This is a genomic window from Pseudomonas fluorescens HK44, assembly GCF_000217955.3.
In the GTDB taxonomy this organism is placed as follows: Bacteria; Pseudomonadota; Gammaproteobacteria; order Pseudomonadales; family Pseudomonadaceae; genus Aquipseudomonas; species Aquipseudomonas fluorescens_AQ.
The window spans coordinates 558,670-575,433 of sequence record NZ_AFOY02000019.1; the positions used below are offsets into that span (position 1 = coordinate 558,670).

The window sequence follows — 16,764 nt, forward strand, 5'->3', positions numbered from 1 at the left end:
CCTTGCGTCGAGCTTTCGGAGGTCCGGGTGACATCAAAGATGAATGACGGCGAGGTCCATCCGACCGTATTCACCCTCGCTATGCTCGCCTCTGGGCGGGACATGATGGGTTTTCATTACCTGGTCGCCTTGCAGGGTTTCCAGGTGAATATCGAAGCCCCAGAGGCGGTGCAGGTGCTTGAGCACCTCCTCGGTGGAGTCCCCGAGTGGTTTACGATCATGTTGCTGATGGCGCAGTGTCAGCGAGCGGTCGCCGCGCCGGTCGATGCTGTAGATCTGTATGTTCGGTTCGCGGTTACCCAGGTTGTACTGCGCTGCCAGGGTTTCACGAATGGTCCGATAGCCTTCTTCGTCATGAATGGCTGGCACCAGCAGGTCGTCCTTCTGGTCGTCATCAAGAATGCTGAACAGTTTCAGGTCACGAATCACTTTGGGAGACAGGTACTGCAGGATGAAGCTTTCGTCCTTGAAGCTGCTCATGGCGAACTTGATGCTCGACAGCCAGTCGGTCCCGGCGATTTCAGGGAACCAGCGGTAATCCTCTTCAGTGGGCGCTTCGCACATGCGCCGAATGTCGCGGTACATGGAAAAGCCCAGGGTGTAGGGGTTGATGCCATTGTAGTAAGGGCTATCGAACCCGGGCTGGAAGACCACGCTGGTGTGAGAGGCCAGGAACTCCATCATGAAGCCGTCCGTCACCAGGCCCTCGTCGTACAGGTCATTCATCAGGGTGTAGTGCCAGAACGTCGCCCAGCCCTCGTTCATGACCTGAGTCTGACGCTGTGGATAAAAGTACTGCGCGATCTTGCGCACGATCCGTACGATTTCCCTCTGCCATGGCTCCAGCAGCGGGGCGTGCTTTTCGATGAAGTAGAGGATGTTCTCCTGCGGTTCTGCCGGAAAGCGTGCGTTGTCCTTCTCGTTGTACTTGTCTGCGCCTTTTGGAATGGTGCGCCACAGGTCGTTGATCTGCTTTTGCAGGTGTTCTTCGCGATCCTTTTGCCGGCGTCGCTCCTCTTCCGCGGAAATCGGATAAGGACGTTTGTAGCGGTCGACACCGTAGTTCATCAGGGCATGACAGGAGTCCAGCAGGTCTTCCACGGCATCGATGCCATGGCGTTCCTCGCATTGCATGATGTACTGCTTGGCAAACACCAGGTAATCGATGATCGAACTGGCATCGGTCCAGGTGCGGAACAGGTAATTACCCTTGAAAAAGCTGTTGTGGCCATAGCAGGCGTGGGCCACCACCAGTGCCTGCATGCAGATGGTGTTTTCTTCCATCAGGTAGGCGATGCATGGGTCCGAGTTGATCACGATCTCGTAGGCCAGCCCCATCTGGCCGCGACTGTAGGACTTCTCGGTGCTGAGGAAGTGTTTGCCATAGGACCAGTGGTGATAGCCCAGCGGCATGCCGACAGAGGCGTAGGCGTCCATCATCTGCTCGGCGGTAATCACCTCGATCTGGTTAGGGTAGGTATCGAGCGCGTAGCGGGCCGCAAGACGACTGATTTCCCGGTCGTAGGCCTGGATCAGCTCGAACGTCCATTCGGAGCCTGTGGATATGGGTTGGCGCTTCTGCTCTTTGGCGGTCATGTCACTAACCTGCGCTGGAAGAGTTCACGGAAGACCGGATAGATATCCCCGGCCGAAACCAGCTGTTGCTGAGCAAACGTGTCGGAAAAGGCTTCGCTGATACGCTCGTATTCGTACCACAGGGCCTGGTGTTCGCGCGGGGTAATCTCCACATAAGTGTAGTACTGCACAAATGGCATGATCTGGTTGATCAGGATGTCGCGGCAGATCGGCGAGTCATCGTTCCAGTTGTCGCCATCGGAAGCCTGCGCGGCGTAAATGTTCCAGTCGTTGCTTGGATAGCGCTCAGCCATGATCTCCTGCATCAGTTTCAGGGCGCTGGAAACGATGGTGCCGCCGGTTTCGCGAGAGTAGAAGAACTCTTCCTCATCGACTTCCCGTGCGCTGGTGTGGTGGCGGATGAATACCACATCGATTTTCTCGTAGTTACGCTTGAGGAACAGATACAGCAGGATGAAGAACCGTTTGGCGATGTCCTTGGTGGCCTGGGTCATGGAGCCGGAAACGTCCATCAGGCAGAACATTACCGCCTTGGAGCTGGGGTTGGGCTGCTTGATCAGCAGGTTGTACTTGAGGTCGAAAGTATCGAGAAACGGCACGCGATTGATGCGTGCGCTCAAGCGCTCGATTTCTGCCTCGACTTCCTGAATATCGCCGAAGTTGTCTGGTTCTTCCTGTTTAAGTCGCGCCAGTTCCTCTTTTGCTACCCGCAATTTCTCCCGGCTGCTGCCCGAAAGCGCTATGCGCCGTGCATGGGCCGAGCGCAGGGTGCGGATAATGTTGATCCGTGAAGGGTTGCCTTCATTGCTGATGCCGGCGCGCACGGTCTTGAAGGTGTCCGTGCCGCTCAGGTTGCGTTTGACCAGGTTTGGCAGCTCCAGGTCCTCGAACATGAACTCGAGAAATTCTTCCTGGGTGATCTGGAACACAAACTCGTCCATGCCCTCGCCGGAGTTACCAGCCTTGCCCGGGCCTCTGCCGCCGCCACCTCCCGGCGGACGAGCAATATGCTCACCGCTGGTGAACTCCTTGTTGCCGGGATGCACGATGGTCTGCTTGCCACCGCGACCATGGTGAAGCACCGGCTCGTCGATATCGCGGCCAGGAATGCTGATTTGCTCACCGTGCTCCATATCGGTAATGGAACGCCGGCTGACCGCCTCTTCGACGGCCTTCTTGATGTGATCACGGTAACGCCGCAGAAACCGCTGACGGTTTACCGTGCTCTTGTTCTTGCCATTAAGACGTCGGTCGATCACATAGCTCATGACTGCTCCTTAGAAGCTGTCTTGAGAAATCGCGAGCAAGTCTGGCGGTAATGAGCGCGTGGCAGGAGGCGCGATCTTGCGCCTCCCGTACCACCTGCGCGTTGCCTGGACTTCGCTGCCGATTTCCAAACACCTTCCTGAAACCTGTGTAACAGAAATTTGTCATGCAGGCTCCGGGCTAACGACAACCGGTCTGACCGGCAGCGTGTTACTGCGATTTCCTGACCCGCAGGTACCACTCGGAGAGCAGTCGTACCTGTTTGTCGGTGTAGCCGCGCTCGACCATCCGTGTAACGAAGTCGTTGTGTTTCTGTTGGTCCTCTTTGCTGGCCTTGGCGTTGAAGCTGATGACCGGCAGCAGATCCTCGGTGTTCGAGAACATTTTCTTCTCGATGACCACCCGCAGCTTCTCGTAGCTGAGCCAGGTCGGATTCTTGCCGTTGTTGTTGGCCCGGGCACGCAGGACGAAGTTGACGATTTCGTTACGGAAATCCTTCGGATTGCTGATGCCCGCCGGTTTCTCGATTTTCTCCAGCTCTTCGTTGAGGGCTACGCGGTTGAGGATCTCGCCGGTTTCCGGATCGCGGTATTCCTGATCCTGAATCCAGAAGTCCGCGTAGAGCACATAGCGGTCGAAGATGTTTTGCCCGTATTCGCTGTAGGACTCCAGGTAGGCGGTCTGGATTTCCTTGCCGATGAACTCGATATAACGCGGCGCCAGGTACTCTTTCAGGAAGCGCAGATAACGTTCGCGGGTTTCCGCCTGGAACTGTTCCTGTTCAATCTGTTGTTCCAGCACATAGAGCAGATGCACCGGGTTGGCGGCGATTTCATGCGGGTCGAAGTTGAAGACTTTCGACAGGATCTTGAAGGCAAACCGGGTCGAAAGACCGTTCATGCCTTCGTCGACACCCGCGTTGTCGCGGTATTCCTGGATCGATTTGGCCTTCGGATCGGTGTCCTTGAGGTTTTCGCCGTCATACACGCGCATCTTCGAGTAGATGTTCGAGTTTTCCGGCTCTTTGAGGCGCGAGAGGACAGTGAACTGAGCGAGCATCTTCAGGGTGTCGGGCGCGCAGTGGGCCTTGGCCAGGGAGCTGTTGAACAGTAGCTTGTCGTAGATCTTCACTTCGTCACTGACCCGCAGGCAGTACGGCACTTTGACGATGTAGATCCGGTCGATGAAGGCTTCATTGTTCTTGTTGTTGCGGAAGGTGTGCCACTCCGATTCGTTGGAGTGCGCCAGCAGGATCCCGGTGAAGGGAATCGCGCCCAGGCCTTCGGTACTGTTGTAGTTGCCTTCCTGGGTGGCGGTCAGCAATGGGTGCAGCACCTTGATCGGTGCCTTGAACATTTCGACGAATTCCATCAGGCCCTGGTTGGAGCGGCAAAGTGCACCCGAGTAACTGTAGGCATCGGCGTCGTTCTGCGGGAACTCTTCCAGCTTGCGAATATCGACCTTGCCCACCAACGCCGAGATGTCCTGGTTGTTTTCGTCACCTGGTTCGGTCTTGGCTACGGCGATCTGGTTGAGGATCGACGGGTAGAGTTTGACTACCCGGAACTGGCTGATATCGCCACCGAATTCGGCCAGGCGTTTGGTTGCCCAGGGCGACATGATGGTGTTCAGGTAGCGCCGCGGAATGCCGAAATCCTCTTCGAGGATTGCACCATCTTCGGTGGCGTTGAACAGCCCCAGCGGAGACTCGAACACCGGAGAGCCCTTGATCGCATAGAAGGGCACTTTTTCGATCAGTTGTTTCAGCTTCTCGGCCAGGGATGACTTACCGCCACCGACGGGGCCGAGCAGGTAGAGGATCTGTTTCTTCTCTTCCAGACCCTGAGCCGCGTGGCGGAAGTAGGAGACGATCTGGTCGATGCATTCTTCCATCCCGTGGAAGTCTTCAAAGGCCGGATACCGACGGATCACCTTGTTGGAAAAAATGCGCGACAGTCTCGAATTGGTCGAGGTGTCGAGCAGCTCCGGTTCGCCGATGGCCAACAGTAGTCGCTCAGCGGCAGACGCGTAAGCGCTGCGATCCTTTTTGCACAGTTCGAGATACTCCTGCAGAGTGAGCTCTTCCTGCCGTGTGGACTCGAAGCGTTGTTGGAAGTGGCTAAAGATACTCATGACGTCACCTCGCTCGATACCTGGAGCCGACGTCGGATCAATCAGTGGATGCTGGCAAGCAACTGAAAGTGCAGTTGCCTTTTACCCCCCTGAACACCTTCAAAGCTATCAACCCTGAAAGCTACTCCCGATGATCCGTGCGCCGGTGTACCGGCTCTCCCCTGTTTTGGATGGCCTGAGGCTAAGGATAGTTCGGAATCTGCAAGGTAAGGGGGGCAATGCGTAGTTTTGTGATGACTGACCGTTCGTCAGCCCACGGCGGGCGTGGGCTTGAGCGGGTGAAAAAAATTATTCGGCAGTGCCTTGCGACGTCTCTGAAGGATAAATCGTACGCCAAAGCTCGAATCCGCCGTCCATGCTGTAGACGTCGGAAAAGCCCTGGCTGACCAGATACGCCGCGGCGCTCTGGCTGGAATTACCGTGATAGCAAACCACTACGGTCGGTGCGTCGAGGTCGGCAGCGGTGATGAATGCGTGCAGGGAATGATTATCCAGATGCTTCGATCCGCTGATGTGCAGTGCGGCAAAAGTTGCCGGATCGCGGATATCGACCACCACCGCGCCTTGTTCGCGCAGTGCCTGGGCCTGTTCTGGGGGGATACGTTTGAATTCGCTCATGGCGGGCTCCTGTGGCCTGACGGAAAGCGCAGCCTAGCGCTTGGCGCTGGCCGGCAATAGTTCGGCGGGCGTTGGGGGGACGTACGGCTGGGTGTTGCCTTGGGCATCGCATTTGCAATGCAGGCGCTCGCCGGTGTCGACGTTCATCAAGGTCATCGAGCCACCCCAGACGCAACCGGTGTCCAGGGCGAAGATGCCGGGTTCGTTGCATTTACCTTGGAGCGCCGCCCAATGGCCGAAAATGATTTTCTGGCTGCGGGTCTTGCGTTGCGGGTGTGCATACCAGGGGGCGTAACCCGGAAGCGCGGTCTCCAAGCCTTCCTTGCTCTTGAGATCAAGCTTGCCGTCGCTGGTGCAGAAGCGCATGCGGGTGAAGTAGTTGGTGATCACACGGAGGCGGGCTACACCTTTAAGGTCGCCGTCCCACTTAAGCGGTTCGTTGCCATACATGCCATCGAGGTAGGGCGCGATGCGGTTGTCGTCACGCAATGCTTCTTCGACCTCGGCTGCGCACTTCAAGGCTTTGCGCAGGGACCACTGCGGTGGTATGCCGGCATGGACCAACGCAATATCGCGTTGTTCGTCGTAGTGCATGAGCTTTTGCTGGCGCAGCCACTCAAGCAGGTCTTCGCGATCCGGGGCTTCGAGGATTTCACGCAGGGTGTCGGCTTTCCTCAGGCGTTCGATGTTGTAACCGGCAGCCAGCAAATGCAGGTCATGGTTGCCCAGTACACACACCAGCGATTCGCGGATGCTATAGAGAAAACGCAGGGTTTCCAGCGATTGCGGGCCGCGGTTGACCAGGTCGCCGACCAGCCACAGATGATCCTTTGCAGGGTCGAAGGCCACCCGCTTGAGCAGGCATTGCAGGGGTTCCAGGCAGCCTTGCAGGTCGCCGACGGCGTACGTCGCCATCAGTGCAGGGCTCCGGGCACCGCCAGGCGGAACGGCGCGATGATAGCATCGAAGTGTTTACCGTCTTCGGCGAGCATTTGATAAGTCCCCTGCATGTTGCCAACGCGGGTCGTCATCACGGTGCCGCTGCTGTAAGTATGGCTCTGGCCGACGCCGATCAATGGTTGCTGGCCCACGACACCTGCGCCGCGAACCTCTTCGACATGCCCGTCGCCATCGGTAATCACCCAGTGCCGCGAGAGCAGCTTGGCCGGTAGCAGGCCGTTGTTCTGTACGGTAATGGTGTAGGCGAAGGCAAAGCGGTTCTGCTCGGGTTGCGATTGTTCTGCCAGATAGCGGGTGACGACGCTGACGTCGACCTGATAACGAGGATCGGACATGCAAGAGGCCTTAAAAGCAAAGCGGGACGCGGGGCGTAACTGATTGAGATCAGTCTAGGCCAGGTATCGGATAGTAAACCAGACTGGAAGGCTGGTGTCCTACCCGATAACGCTTCTGGCCTGTCAGATGTCGGCAGGCAGATCGGCGACTTGTTCGCTGAGCTTGTCAGCCAGACGGACGAAGGCCGCCAGATCGAGCTGCTCTGGGCGCAGGCTGCCATCGACGCCGGCGGCTTCGATTTCAGCATTGCTCAGTAGAGCCTTGAGGGTGTTGCGCAGGGTCTTGCGGCGCTGGTTGAAGGCTTCGCGAACGACGCGCTCCAGCAAACGATGGTCTTTGGCCGGGTGCGGCAGCACGGCGTGCGGCACCAGACGGACGATCGCCGAGTCGACTTTTGGTGGCGGATTGAAGGCGCCAGGGCCAACGTTGAACAGGTGTTCGACCCGGCAGTGGTACTGAACCATGATCGACAGGCGACCCCAATCGCCACCGCCAGGACCTGCCGCCAAACGCTCGACCACTTCCTTTTGCAGCATGAAGTGCATGTCGCGAATCAGTCCGGAGTTGTTCAGCAGGTGGAAGATCAGCGGCGTGGAGATGTTATACGGCAGGTTACCGACGACGCGCAGGCTGTTGGGTGCGGCATTCAGGCTGTTGAAGTCGAACTTCAGTGCATCGCCCTGGTGCAGGTTGAAATTGCTCTTGCCGGCGAATTGCTGGTTGAGGATCGGGATCAGGTCCTTGTCCAGCTCAACCACGTCCAGCTGGGCGCCGCTGTTGAGCAGGCCTTCGGTGAGCGCGCCCTGACCCGGGCCGATTTCCAGCAGACGGTCTTCGGGCTTGGCGTGTATGGAGCGCAGGATGCGGTCGATAACGCCGGCATCGTGCAGGAAGTTCTGGCCGAAACGCTTGCGCGCCCGGTGTTGGTAATGCTCGGTCATAAACGGGTCTCGGCCATCTGGTAGGCGGTTTCCAGGGCGACTTGCAGGCTGCCGGTGTCGATTTTTCCGCTGCCAGCCAGGTCCAGGGCGGTGCCGTGGTCGACTGAGGTGCGGATGATCGGCAGGCCGAGGGTCACGTTGACTGCCGCGCCGAAGCCTTTGTATTTCAGCACCGGCAGGCCCTGGTCGTGGTACATCGCCAGCACCGCGTCGCAGTGCTCCAGATATTTGGGGGTAAACAGAGTGTCGGCGGGCAGGGGACCACGCAGGTCCATGCCTTCAGCGCGCAGACGCTCCAGGGTTGGTTCAATGATGTCGATTTCTTCGTGGCCCAGGTGTCCGCCTTCGCCGGCATGCGGGTTGAGCCCGCAAACGAGGATGCGTGGCCGGGCGATGCCGAACTTTTGTTGCAGGTCGGTGTGCAGGATCCGTGTGACCCGCTCCAGGCGTTCAGGGGTGATTGCATCGGCAATCTCCCGCAACGGCAGGTGCGTGGTAACCAGCGCGACCCGTAAGCCGCGTGTGGCGAGCATCATCACCACTTGGGGGGTGTGAGTCAGGTCTGCGAGGAACTCGGTGTGGCCGGAGAAGGCGATGCCCGACTCATTGATCACGCCTTTGTGCACAGGGGCGGTGATCATCCCGGCGAAATGCCCGTCCAGGCAGCCAACGCCAGCGCGGGTCAGGGTTTCCAGGACAAAGGCGGCATTGGCCTTGTCCAGTTGTCCGGCGGTAACCGGTGCGCTGAGCGGCGTATCCCAGACATACAGGCTGTTGGCCGGCGCCGGAGTGTCCGGCCAGCTGTCCGGTGTTACCGGCAGCAAATCGACAACCACGCCCAGCTGCGCGGCCCGCTCAAGGAGCAGGTCGCGGCTGGTAATGGCAATCAGGGGATGTGGCTGGGCTCGCGAGGCGAGTAGCAGGCACAGGTCAGGACCTATGCCGGCCGGCTCGCCGGGTGTCAGCGCAAAACGCTTGGGGCTCACTTCGCCGCCTGGTCGACGCCAGGGAGCTTGATTTCAACGTAGGCTTCGTCACGGATCTGACGCAACCAGGTTTGCAGCTCTTCGTCGTATTTGCGGTTACGCAGTACGGTCATGGCCTGCTGTTCACGGGCCTGGCTGGTGCTGTCGGTGGCGCGGCGGCCAAGGACTTCCAGAACGTGCCAGCCATATTGAGTCTTGAACGGCTTGGACAGCTGACCTTGTTGGGTCTTGGCCATTACTTCGCGGAATTCCGGCACCAGCGCGTTCGGATCGATCCAGTTGAGGTCGCCGCCATTAAGGGCAGAACCCGGGTCTTCCGAGTAGCTTTTCGCCAGTTCAGCGAAGTCTTCGCCCGCGGAAATACGGGTGTAGAGCGATTGAGCCAGAGCCTTGGTTTTTTCTTCGTCGCGGATCGGGCTTGGTTTGACCAGAATGTGGCGAACATGTACTTCGTCACGCACCTGATTGCCGCCGCCGCGTTTTTCCAGCACTTTGAGGATGATGAAACCGCCCGGTGTACGTGCCGGCTGGGTGATTTCACCCACTGACATCGCGCTCAGCTCGCGGTCGAACGGAGGAGGCAGTTGAGCGGCTTTACGCCAGCCCATGTCGCCGCCTTCCAGTGCGTTGTCGCTCGCGGATTTGGCGATGGCCAGTTGAGAGAAGTCAGCACCCTGCTTGAGTTGCTGATAGATCTCCATGGCCTGGCGCGCAGCGTTCTGAATCGCTTGCGAATTGGCACTTTCCGGGGTCGGGATCAGGATGTTGGCCAAGTGCAGTTCTTCAGAGAGCTGCACTTTGCCCAGGTCGGAGGCGAGGAAGTTTTTCACTTCCTGCTCGGACACCTGAATCCGTTCGGCCACACGGCGCTGACGAACACGGCTGATGATCATCTCGCGACGGATCTGGTCACGAGCGTCGTCGTAAGACAGGCCGTCGTGAGTCAGTGCCGCACGGAACTGATCCACCGTCATGTTGTTGCGCTGGGCAATGGTGGCAACGGCCTGGTTCAGTTCTTCATCAGTGATGCGGATGCCGGAACGTTCGCCGATCTGCAGTTGCAGGTTTTCGACGATCAGGCGTTCGAGCACCTGTTGTTCCAGCACGCTGGCGGGCGGTGTGCCGCCACCGCGCTTGGCGATGGTTTGCTGAACTTCATGAACCCGCTGGTCCAGCTGGCTCTGCATGACCACGTCGTTGTCGACGATGGCCACCACTTTGTCTATGGACTGAACCGCGGCGCTAGCCGCGGTACCCAGGAACAGCGCGCCCAGCATCAGCGGGCGCAGACAATCAGAAAGCTTGGTCTTCACGTTCACGATAACCTTGAATGCCTTTGTCGAGGAAGCTCTCTACTTTGGTGCCCATGACGCCACCGAGACCTTTCAGAACAATTTGGAGGAAGAGGCCATGGTCGCCTTTTTCGTTTTGCGGGGCATCTTGACTGAACTCGTCATATGAAACCCAGTAACGGTTGATCAGGCGCAGTTTCCAGCAGCAGTTGTCGTACTCGAAACCACCAAAGGCTTCCAGGGTGCGGTTGCGGTTGTAGTCGTACTGCCAGCGGCTGATGGCATTCCATTGCGGCACGACTGGCCAGATCACCGAGAAGTCGTGCTGTTTGATCTTGTAGTAATCCTTCACGAAGCCAGGTGTGCCAGGGGTGCCATAGTCACCGCCACCCACAGCCCATTTACCCGTCGTCTGGTCGTAACGAACCTGGTCATTGCGATAGCGATAACCGGCGTTGATGACCTTGTTCGGATTGTCTTCCGGCTGGTAGTGGAACATCGCGCTACCCGAGCGCGGTTTACGGCTGTCCGGGTCCCAGTTGTAGTCAGCCGTGGTCCGCCAATCGCGGTTCCAGCGATATTCGTATTCCAGAGCATACGGTGAAACGTTGGAGTGCGCATCGGCACGGGTTTTTGCATCGATGCCCGGCAGCTGGACTTCGCGGTCCTTGAAGTACATGGCCTGGCCGACGCTGATGCGTTGACGTTCGAAGCCGTTGTCTTCGATCCAGCGGTTGGTCACGCCCAGCGACAGTTTGTTTTCGTCACCGACACGGTCGGAACCGGTGAAACGGTTGTCGCGAAACAGCGAGGCGTAGTTGAACGTGCTTTCGCCGGTGTCGAAAATCGGGATGTCAGACTGGTCTTTCTCGGGTACATAAAGATAGTACAGGCGAGGTTCCAGGGTTTGGCGGTAGTTCTTGCCGAACCACTGGGTGCTACGGTCGAAGTACAGGCCGCTGTCGATACTCGCGATAGGCACGCCGCGGCTCTGATTGCGGCTGAAGGTGCCGTTCAGGCGATCTGCATCCGCGCTTTGTGCAGCGATCTGGCTTTTGCCGGTACCGTCGAGGTCCAGGTCATACTGGGTGTACTGATATTTGAGCGACGGCTTAAGGAAGCCGTAGGTCCAGTTCAGCGGCAAGCTGATTGCTGGTGCGAGGTTCAGGCGATCACCGGTAGCACGTGCCAGACCCTGTACGTTGGTATCCAGGAAAGGTGACTGGACACCGTTTTCGTCAGTGAAGTTACCGGTTCTCAGGTTCCGGTCAAACCGCACCAGTTCGGTGTTGTAGGTCATGTCCAGGCCGCCCGGATGCTGCGGCAGGAAACCATTGAAGGTGATCTGCGGCAGGCGGTTGTACGGCGTAATATTGGCGATCGTCGCCAGCTGAAATGCCTGTGCATTCACGCGGGCGGAGTAGGTATCGCCACGGTAGGTGACGGCACCTTGCTGATTCACGTAGTCGCGGTTTTGAACGCCTATCTGATCGCTTTGCAGATCCTGGAAGTAATACGGGTCGCTGATTTTGGTGTAGTCGACCTCGGTCATTACCCGCGAATCCAACCCGCCCTTGTGTTGCCAGTTGAGCAGGTAGCGGGTTTTTTCGTAGTCGGTCTGCTTGCTGCGTTCGGTGTCGTCATCGTTGAGGTACGCGGCGCCGAACTGACCTTCGCTGGACTTGGTCAGGTAGCGGAACTCGCCCTCCATCAACAGGCCGCGCTTGCTCATGTAGCGCGGATATATCGTGGCATCGTAGTTCGGTGCCAGGTTGAAGTAGTACGGTGTGACCAGCATGAAGCCGGTTTTGGTGCTGGTGCCGAAGCTTGGCGGCAGGAAGCCGGACTGGCGACGGTCATCGATCGGGAAATAGATATACGGGGTGTAGAACACCGGAATGTCCTTGACCCGCAATGTCACGTTGGTCCCGGTACCGAAACCGGTCGCCGGGTTCAAGGTGATGTTGTTGCCCTTGAGCTGCCAGGCGTTGCTGTTCGGTTCGCACGTGGTGTACGTACCATCCTTGAGCCGGATGATCGCGTTTTCGGCGCGTTTGGCATACAGCGCGCTGCCGCGAACACGGGATTTGTGCATCACGTATTCGGCGTTGTCGATCTGGGCTTCACCGGTATCGAGCTGCACTTCTGCATGATCGCCGACGATCAGCGCACCGTTGTCGCGCACGCGAACATTACCGTTCAGTTCGCCACGGTTTTCGGTTTGATACAGGTTGGCTTCATCCGCTTCGACCTGCATGCTGCCTTGGCGCATGACCACGTCACCGGCGAGGGTCGCCACCTGTTCTTCCTGCTGGTAGCGGGAGGCTTTGGCGCCGATAAACGTCGGCGCGTCACTTTTATTCGTCTTGTCATTCATGCCAGGACGAATCGGTTCGATATAGGAACCAGAGCAATAAGGACCTGTTTCGGCCAATTGGGCAGCAGTGAGCTTCTCACGCGGGACCCAGTCGAGGTGACTAAAGTCAGCGCTGCGCGATTTCAGGACGCGGCCCTTGGCTTCGGTGACCAGCACAGGCTTGTTGGCGGTTTCGCCACCGGCTGTGCTGCTCTCGGCCGTTGACTCGTTGCCCGAACTGACCGCGCTGCCCTCATGTACAGGGCGCGGTGGTAATTGGGCTGCGTTGGCTTTTGGCGCGCAGTCCCAGGCACCCGAAGCAGAGACTGAGCAGTCATACTGTTCCGCAGCGACTACGAACGAAGTGGCTAGAGGTTGCAGGGCCAGCAAACTGCCGGTGACCAACAACGGAAATTTTTTACGAAACGCGGGGGATTTCAATGCCATCTTATTAGTCCGGGCTTCCTGCGTGCCATCTGCCCGCGGTGTGGGCCGCACGCCTCTCGATGGTCTGAAAAAGATGCTGGATAATAAAGCATGACCCGCTTGACGGCTAGCGCCGTCGGAGACCCTTGTAATGCCTGAACAAGATGTACGCTTGCAGCACCTGAAAGTTTGGCTCGATGAGCAATTGGCAACGCTGTTTGCCACGCAAGAATGGGGTGCCGTCCCCCCGGCCACGTTGACTGCGGCCAGCAGCGACGCGAGTTTCCGCCGTTACTTCCGTTGGGAAGGCGCCGGCCGTAGCTTCGTCGTGATGGATGCTCCACCGCCCCAGGAAAACTGTAAACCGTTCGTGGATATCGCCTTTTTACTGGCGAAATCCGGAATTAACGTGCCAAAAATCTACGCAGAAGACCTTGAACGCGGTTTTCTTTTGCTCAATGACCTGGGCAACAAGACCTATCTGGACGTGATCGACAGCGAAAATGCCGACGATTTGTTCAAGGATGCCTTGCAAGCGTTGCTGGCTTTTCAGCAGTTGCCGATGGCAGCTCCGCTGCCCAGCTATGACGTGGCACTGTTGCGCCGCGAGCTGGAACTGTTCCCCGAGTGGTATGTGAAGCGAGAGTTGGGCATCGAGTTCGATTCGGCGCAGCAAATGCTTTGGCAGCAAGTCAGCGACAGGTTGATCGACAGCGCCCTGGCCCAGCCCAAAGTGCTGGTGCATCGCGACTACATGCCACGCAACCTGATGCTCAGCGAGCCAAACCCCGGCGTGCTGGATTTCCAGGACGCGGTGTACGGGCCGGTGACTTACGACGTGACGTGCCTGTTCAAGGACGCCTTCCTCAGCTGGCCCGAGGAGCGTGTACGGGGTTGGCTGGCGGAGTACTGGCGGCAAGCAGGTGCTCTCGGCATTCCGGTTCAGCCCGATTTCGAAGACTTCCTGCGTGCCAGCGACCTGATGGGGGTGCAGCGTCATCTGAAAGTGATCGGCATTTTCGCCCGGATCTGCCACCGCGATGGCAAACCGCGCTACCTCGGCGATGTGCCGCGCTTCTTTGCTTATATAGAAGCAGTCATCGCTCGTCGTCCTGAGCTGGTGGAGCTGGATGTGTTGCTGGCCAGTCTGCGCCAGTCGGTCGGAGTGACTGCATGAAGGCAATGATTCTGGCAGCCGGTAAAGGCGAGCGCATGCGCCCGCTGACCCTGACCACACCCAAGCCGCTGGTGCGCGTTGGCGGGGTGCCGCTGATTGAGTACCACCTGCGAGCGCTGGCGGCGGCAGGTTTCAGCGAGGTGGTGATCAATCACGCCTGGTTGGGGCAGCAGATCGAAGATTACCTGGGCGATGGTTCGCGTTATGGACTGAGTATTCGGTACTCGCCGGAAGGTGAACCACTGGAAACGGGCGGCGGGATCTTCCGCGCCTTGCCGCTCTTGGGTGATGACGCTTTTGTCGTGGTCAACGGTGATATCTGGACCGATTACGACTTCACGGCATTGCGTCAACCGATGGCGGGCCTGGCCCACCTGGTGCTGGTCGATAATCCGGACCATCATCCAGCCGGCGATTTCAGTCTGGTCGATGGTCAGGTGCGGGACGGCCAGTCGGGGGCGCAGACGCTCACCTACAGTGGCATCGCCGTGCTGCATCCGAAGCTCTTCGCGGCGTGCGTGGACGGTGCCTTCAAACTGGCTCCGTTGTTGCGCGACGCCATGGCGCAAGGGCAGGTGAGTGGTGAACGATTGCGTGGGCATTGGGTCGATGTCGGCACTCATGAGCGTCTGGCACACGTCGAACACTTGATAGAAGCGAGCTACTGATATGTTGTGGCCAGGGACTCTGATCGGAGCCGGAGCGGGCTTTGCGATAGCCAGCATTCCGGGGGCCATGCTCGGCGCGCTGTTGGGGCAGGCGCTGGACCGGCGCTTGCAACTGCAAAGCCTCGGGCAGTTGCGTGAGCGACTCAGTGGTCGGCCGATGTTGCGCAACGATGAATTGTTGTTTGTATTGCTGGGACGTCTGGCCAAGAGCGATGGCCGGGTGGTGGATGGTCATATCTACCAGGCGCGTCAGGAAATGCGTTCGCTGGACATGAGCGAGTCGGCGCAGAAGCGCGCAATCGCGGCGTTCAACCGTGGCAAGTCGGGGCATGATCGCTTGCGCGGTTACTTGCGTCGTTTAAGCGCGCAGCCGCATGCCGCCGAAGGTGTCTTGCGCGCCTGTTGGCGGATGGTCTGGGCCGACGGACGTGCCGGAAGCGCCGAGTGTGAGCTGATTTCGCAGTGGGGCAAGTGGCTGGGCTGGACGCCGGAGCAGGTGGAGGCCCTGGCCAGTGATTACGAACCACAGAAAAAAACACTGGTAAACAGTGCTGCGGCTTATCAGGAGGCGCTGAGGGTGCTCGGGGTGTCTGCCACCAGTGATCCGTCGCAAATCAAGCGTGCGTATCGACGTTTGCTCAGTCGCCATCACCCGGACAAGATTGCCGGCAGCGGGGCGACTCCGTCCCAGGTGCGCGAAGCGACCGACAAAACCCGCGAATTGCACAACGCCTATACGTTGATTCGCGAGCGACGGGATTTTCGATAGTTGGCACAAACCTGTGGCGAGGGGGCTTGTCGGTACGCCGCATCGCCCCGTTCGGCTGCGCAGCAGTCGCCAATCCTGCACACGCGGTGTCCCTGACGGAACGTGGTGGTAGGACTTGGGGCCGCTTCGCGCCCCAGCGGGAGCAAGCTCCCTCGCCACAGTTATAGGTCAGACGATAAATCTGTATCCGCCGATCAACTCCCGGTGTTCTGCGGATTCAACCAACCGCGCACACGCCGGAATAATTGCTCCTGTTCGGCTGCGCTGTTACCGGGCAAGGTTTTGAGTGCAAGCTGACTGAATGTCGAGGCCTTCAGGCGTTTACTGGCCTGCAAGCGCTCCAGGGCAGCGCTCTGCACCAGGGCCTTGTCCTTGTAGTAGATGTCGAAGGTGGCCAGCTTCAAGGTGGTGATCAGTTGGGGCAGTCCGGGCTTCGCGGTCACAGGTGTCTGTGCGGCAACGATCACGAACTTCTCGATGTGCGATGGCTGTTTTTCACTCAGGTAGCGAGCAGCCCAATAAGCCCCTGTACCGTGACCGAGCAAGACGATGCTGCGAGCATTTTGTTGTTCGGCGAAAGCAATGGCTGCGTCGATCCGTGCGTAGATCCGTTCGGCATCAGCCTTGGCTTGCTCTTCGCTGGTCTCGGCAACCGCGCGATCGGCGATATCCCCTTCACCGCCAGCCACTTGCTCGATGGGGGCCGCAGTGCTGGCATCTTTGCTGCCGGTCTCGGTTTTGGCCGGCGCGGGTGTGACGTTGACGACACGCGCTTGCGGGGCATTGCTTTGCAGGTCTGGCAGAGTAAGACTCAGGCTACCCCAGTCGGCATCGGGCAGTTTTTGCCGCAAGGGGCTGATTGCTTGAGGCCAATCAGCAGTTTCTCCAGCGCCGGGGATGATAATCACCGCACCTTTTGGGGTGCTGGTATTGGCCGGTTTCCACAGTGCGAGAAAACTGTCACTACCGGCCTGCAACGGTTGTTGCTCTTGCGCGGGAACTGTTCGTTCGAGAGCGACGGCGTCTTCCTGACTACGCTCTGGCAGAGGCTGGCGTTCGACCGGTTTTGCTTCGACAGTTTTTTCTGCGGCAGCGGATACCGGGGCGGCGGCCTGAACTGAAAAGGCACATGGCAGGATCAGCGACAGGCACAATGCTGGCAGTGCCAAGCGGTAGACAGGGGGCATCGGATATTCCAGGCCAGAAGTAATCCCGGCAGCCTAATAGGTTGGTCAGTATT

14 protein-coding genes are annotated in these 16,764 nt (G+C 58.6%); 3 read left to right on the forward strand and 11 right to left on the reverse strand.

The features are described from left to right. Positions 1-33 precede the first annotated feature (33 nt). The 10 genes from HK44_RS25065 to HK44_RS25110 form a co-directional block, all read right to left on the reverse strand. A complete protein-coding gene (locus HK44_RS25065; RefSeq protein WP_019693929.1) occupies positions 34-1,596 on the reverse strand; it encodes a SpoVR family protein in 1,563 nt (520 codons plus the stop codon). Next, a complete protein-coding gene (locus HK44_RS25070) occupies positions 1,593-2,864 on the reverse strand; it encodes a YeaH/YhbH family protein (protein ID WP_019693928.1) in 1,272 nt (423 codons plus the stop codon). The genes HK44_RS25065 and HK44_RS25070 overlap by 4 nt, the downstream gene beginning before the upstream one ends. A gap of 208 nt (positions 2,865-3,072) precedes the next feature. Next, complete coding sequence (locus HK44_RS25075; RefSeq protein WP_019693927.1) at positions 3,073-4,995, reverse strand: PrkA family serine protein kinase; 1,923 nt, start codon at positions 4,993-4,995, stop codon at positions 3,073-3,075. 288 nt (positions 4,996-5,283) lie between these two features. Beyond that, positions 5,284-5,613: a thiosulfate sulfurtransferase GlpE gene (gene glpE / locus HK44_RS25080; protein ID WP_019693926.1), complete on the reverse strand. Its 330-nt coding sequence runs from the start codon at positions 5,611-5,613 to the stop codon at positions 5,284-5,286. A 33-nt stretch (positions 5,614-5,646) separates the two neighbouring features. Beyond that, on the reverse strand, positions 5,647-6,528 hold the full coding sequence (locus HK44_RS25085; RefSeq protein ID WP_019693925.1) for a symmetrical bis(5'-nucleosyl)-tetraphosphatase: 882 nt from the start codon (positions 6,526-6,528) through the stop codon (positions 5,647-5,649). Further along, positions 6,528-6,908, reverse strand: a complete 381-nt coding sequence (apaG, locus tag HK44_RS25090; RefSeq protein ID WP_019693924.1) for a Co2+/Mg2+ efflux protein ApaG — start codon at positions 6,906-6,908, stop codon at positions 6,528-6,530. Before apaG ends, HK44_RS25085 begins: the two co-directional genes overlap by 1 nt. Before the next feature lie 123 nt (positions 6,909-7,031). After that, positions 7,032-7,850: a 16S rRNA (adenine(1518)-N(6)/adenine(1519)-N(6))-dimethyltransferase RsmA gene (gene rsmA / locus HK44_RS25095; RefSeq protein ID WP_019693923.1), complete on the reverse strand. Its 819-nt coding sequence runs from the start codon at positions 7,848-7,850 to the stop codon at positions 7,032-7,034. Then, entirely contained in the window at positions 7,847-8,836 is a 990-nt protein-coding gene (gene pdxA / locus HK44_RS25100) for a 4-hydroxythreonine-4-phosphate dehydrogenase PdxA (protein WP_019693922.1), read from the reverse strand. Before pdxA ends, rsmA begins: the two co-directional genes overlap by 4 nt. Then, on the reverse strand, positions 8,833-10,155 hold the full coding sequence (surA, locus tag HK44_RS25105; protein WP_019693921.1) for a peptidylprolyl isomerase SurA: 1,323 nt from the start codon (positions 10,153-10,155) through the stop codon (positions 8,833-8,835). Before surA ends, pdxA begins: the two co-directional genes overlap by 4 nt. Continuing rightward, positions 10,130-12,931, reverse strand: coding sequence for an LPS-assembly protein LptD (locus HK44_RS25110; protein WP_019693920.1), 2,802 nt, complete (start codon positions 12,929-12,931; stop codon positions 10,130-10,132). Before HK44_RS25110 ends, surA begins: the two co-directional genes overlap by 26 nt. Positions 12,932-13,061: 130 nt before the next feature. On the opposite strand from HK44_RS25110, the gene HK44_RS25115 reads away from it, so the two are divergent. From HK44_RS25115 to HK44_RS25125, 3 genes are read left to right on the forward strand one after another with little or no spacing between them, the layout of a single operon-like run. Continuing rightward, positions 13,062-14,087 (forward strand): aminoglycoside phosphotransferase family protein, encoded by a 1,026-nt coding sequence (locus HK44_RS25115; protein WP_019693919.1) that lies wholly within the window; start codon positions 13,062-13,064, stop codon positions 14,085-14,087. Next, positions 14,084-14,755, forward strand: a complete 672-nt coding sequence (gene murU / locus HK44_RS25120; protein ID WP_019693918.1) for an N-acetylmuramate alpha-1-phosphate uridylyltransferase MurU — start codon at positions 14,084-14,086, stop codon at positions 14,753-14,755. The genes HK44_RS25115 and murU overlap by 4 nt, the downstream gene beginning before the upstream one ends. Position 14,756: 1 nt before the next feature. Beyond that, positions 14,757-15,524 carry a DnaJ domain-containing protein gene (locus HK44_RS25125; RefSeq protein ID WP_019693917.1) on the forward strand — a complete coding sequence of 256 codons (768 nt, stop codon included), beginning with the start codon at positions 14,757-14,759 and terminating at the stop codon, positions 15,522-15,524. A 194-nt stretch (positions 15,525-15,718) separates the two neighbouring features. Here the strand turns inward: HK44_RS25125 and HK44_RS25130 are convergent, their stop codons facing one another. Further along, positions 15,719-16,711 carry an alpha/beta hydrolase family protein gene (locus HK44_RS25130; RefSeq protein ID WP_019693916.1) on the reverse strand — a complete coding sequence of 331 codons (993 nt, stop codon included), beginning with the start codon at positions 16,709-16,711 and terminating at the stop codon, positions 15,719-15,721. Positions 16,712-16,764 lie beyond the last annotated feature (53 nt).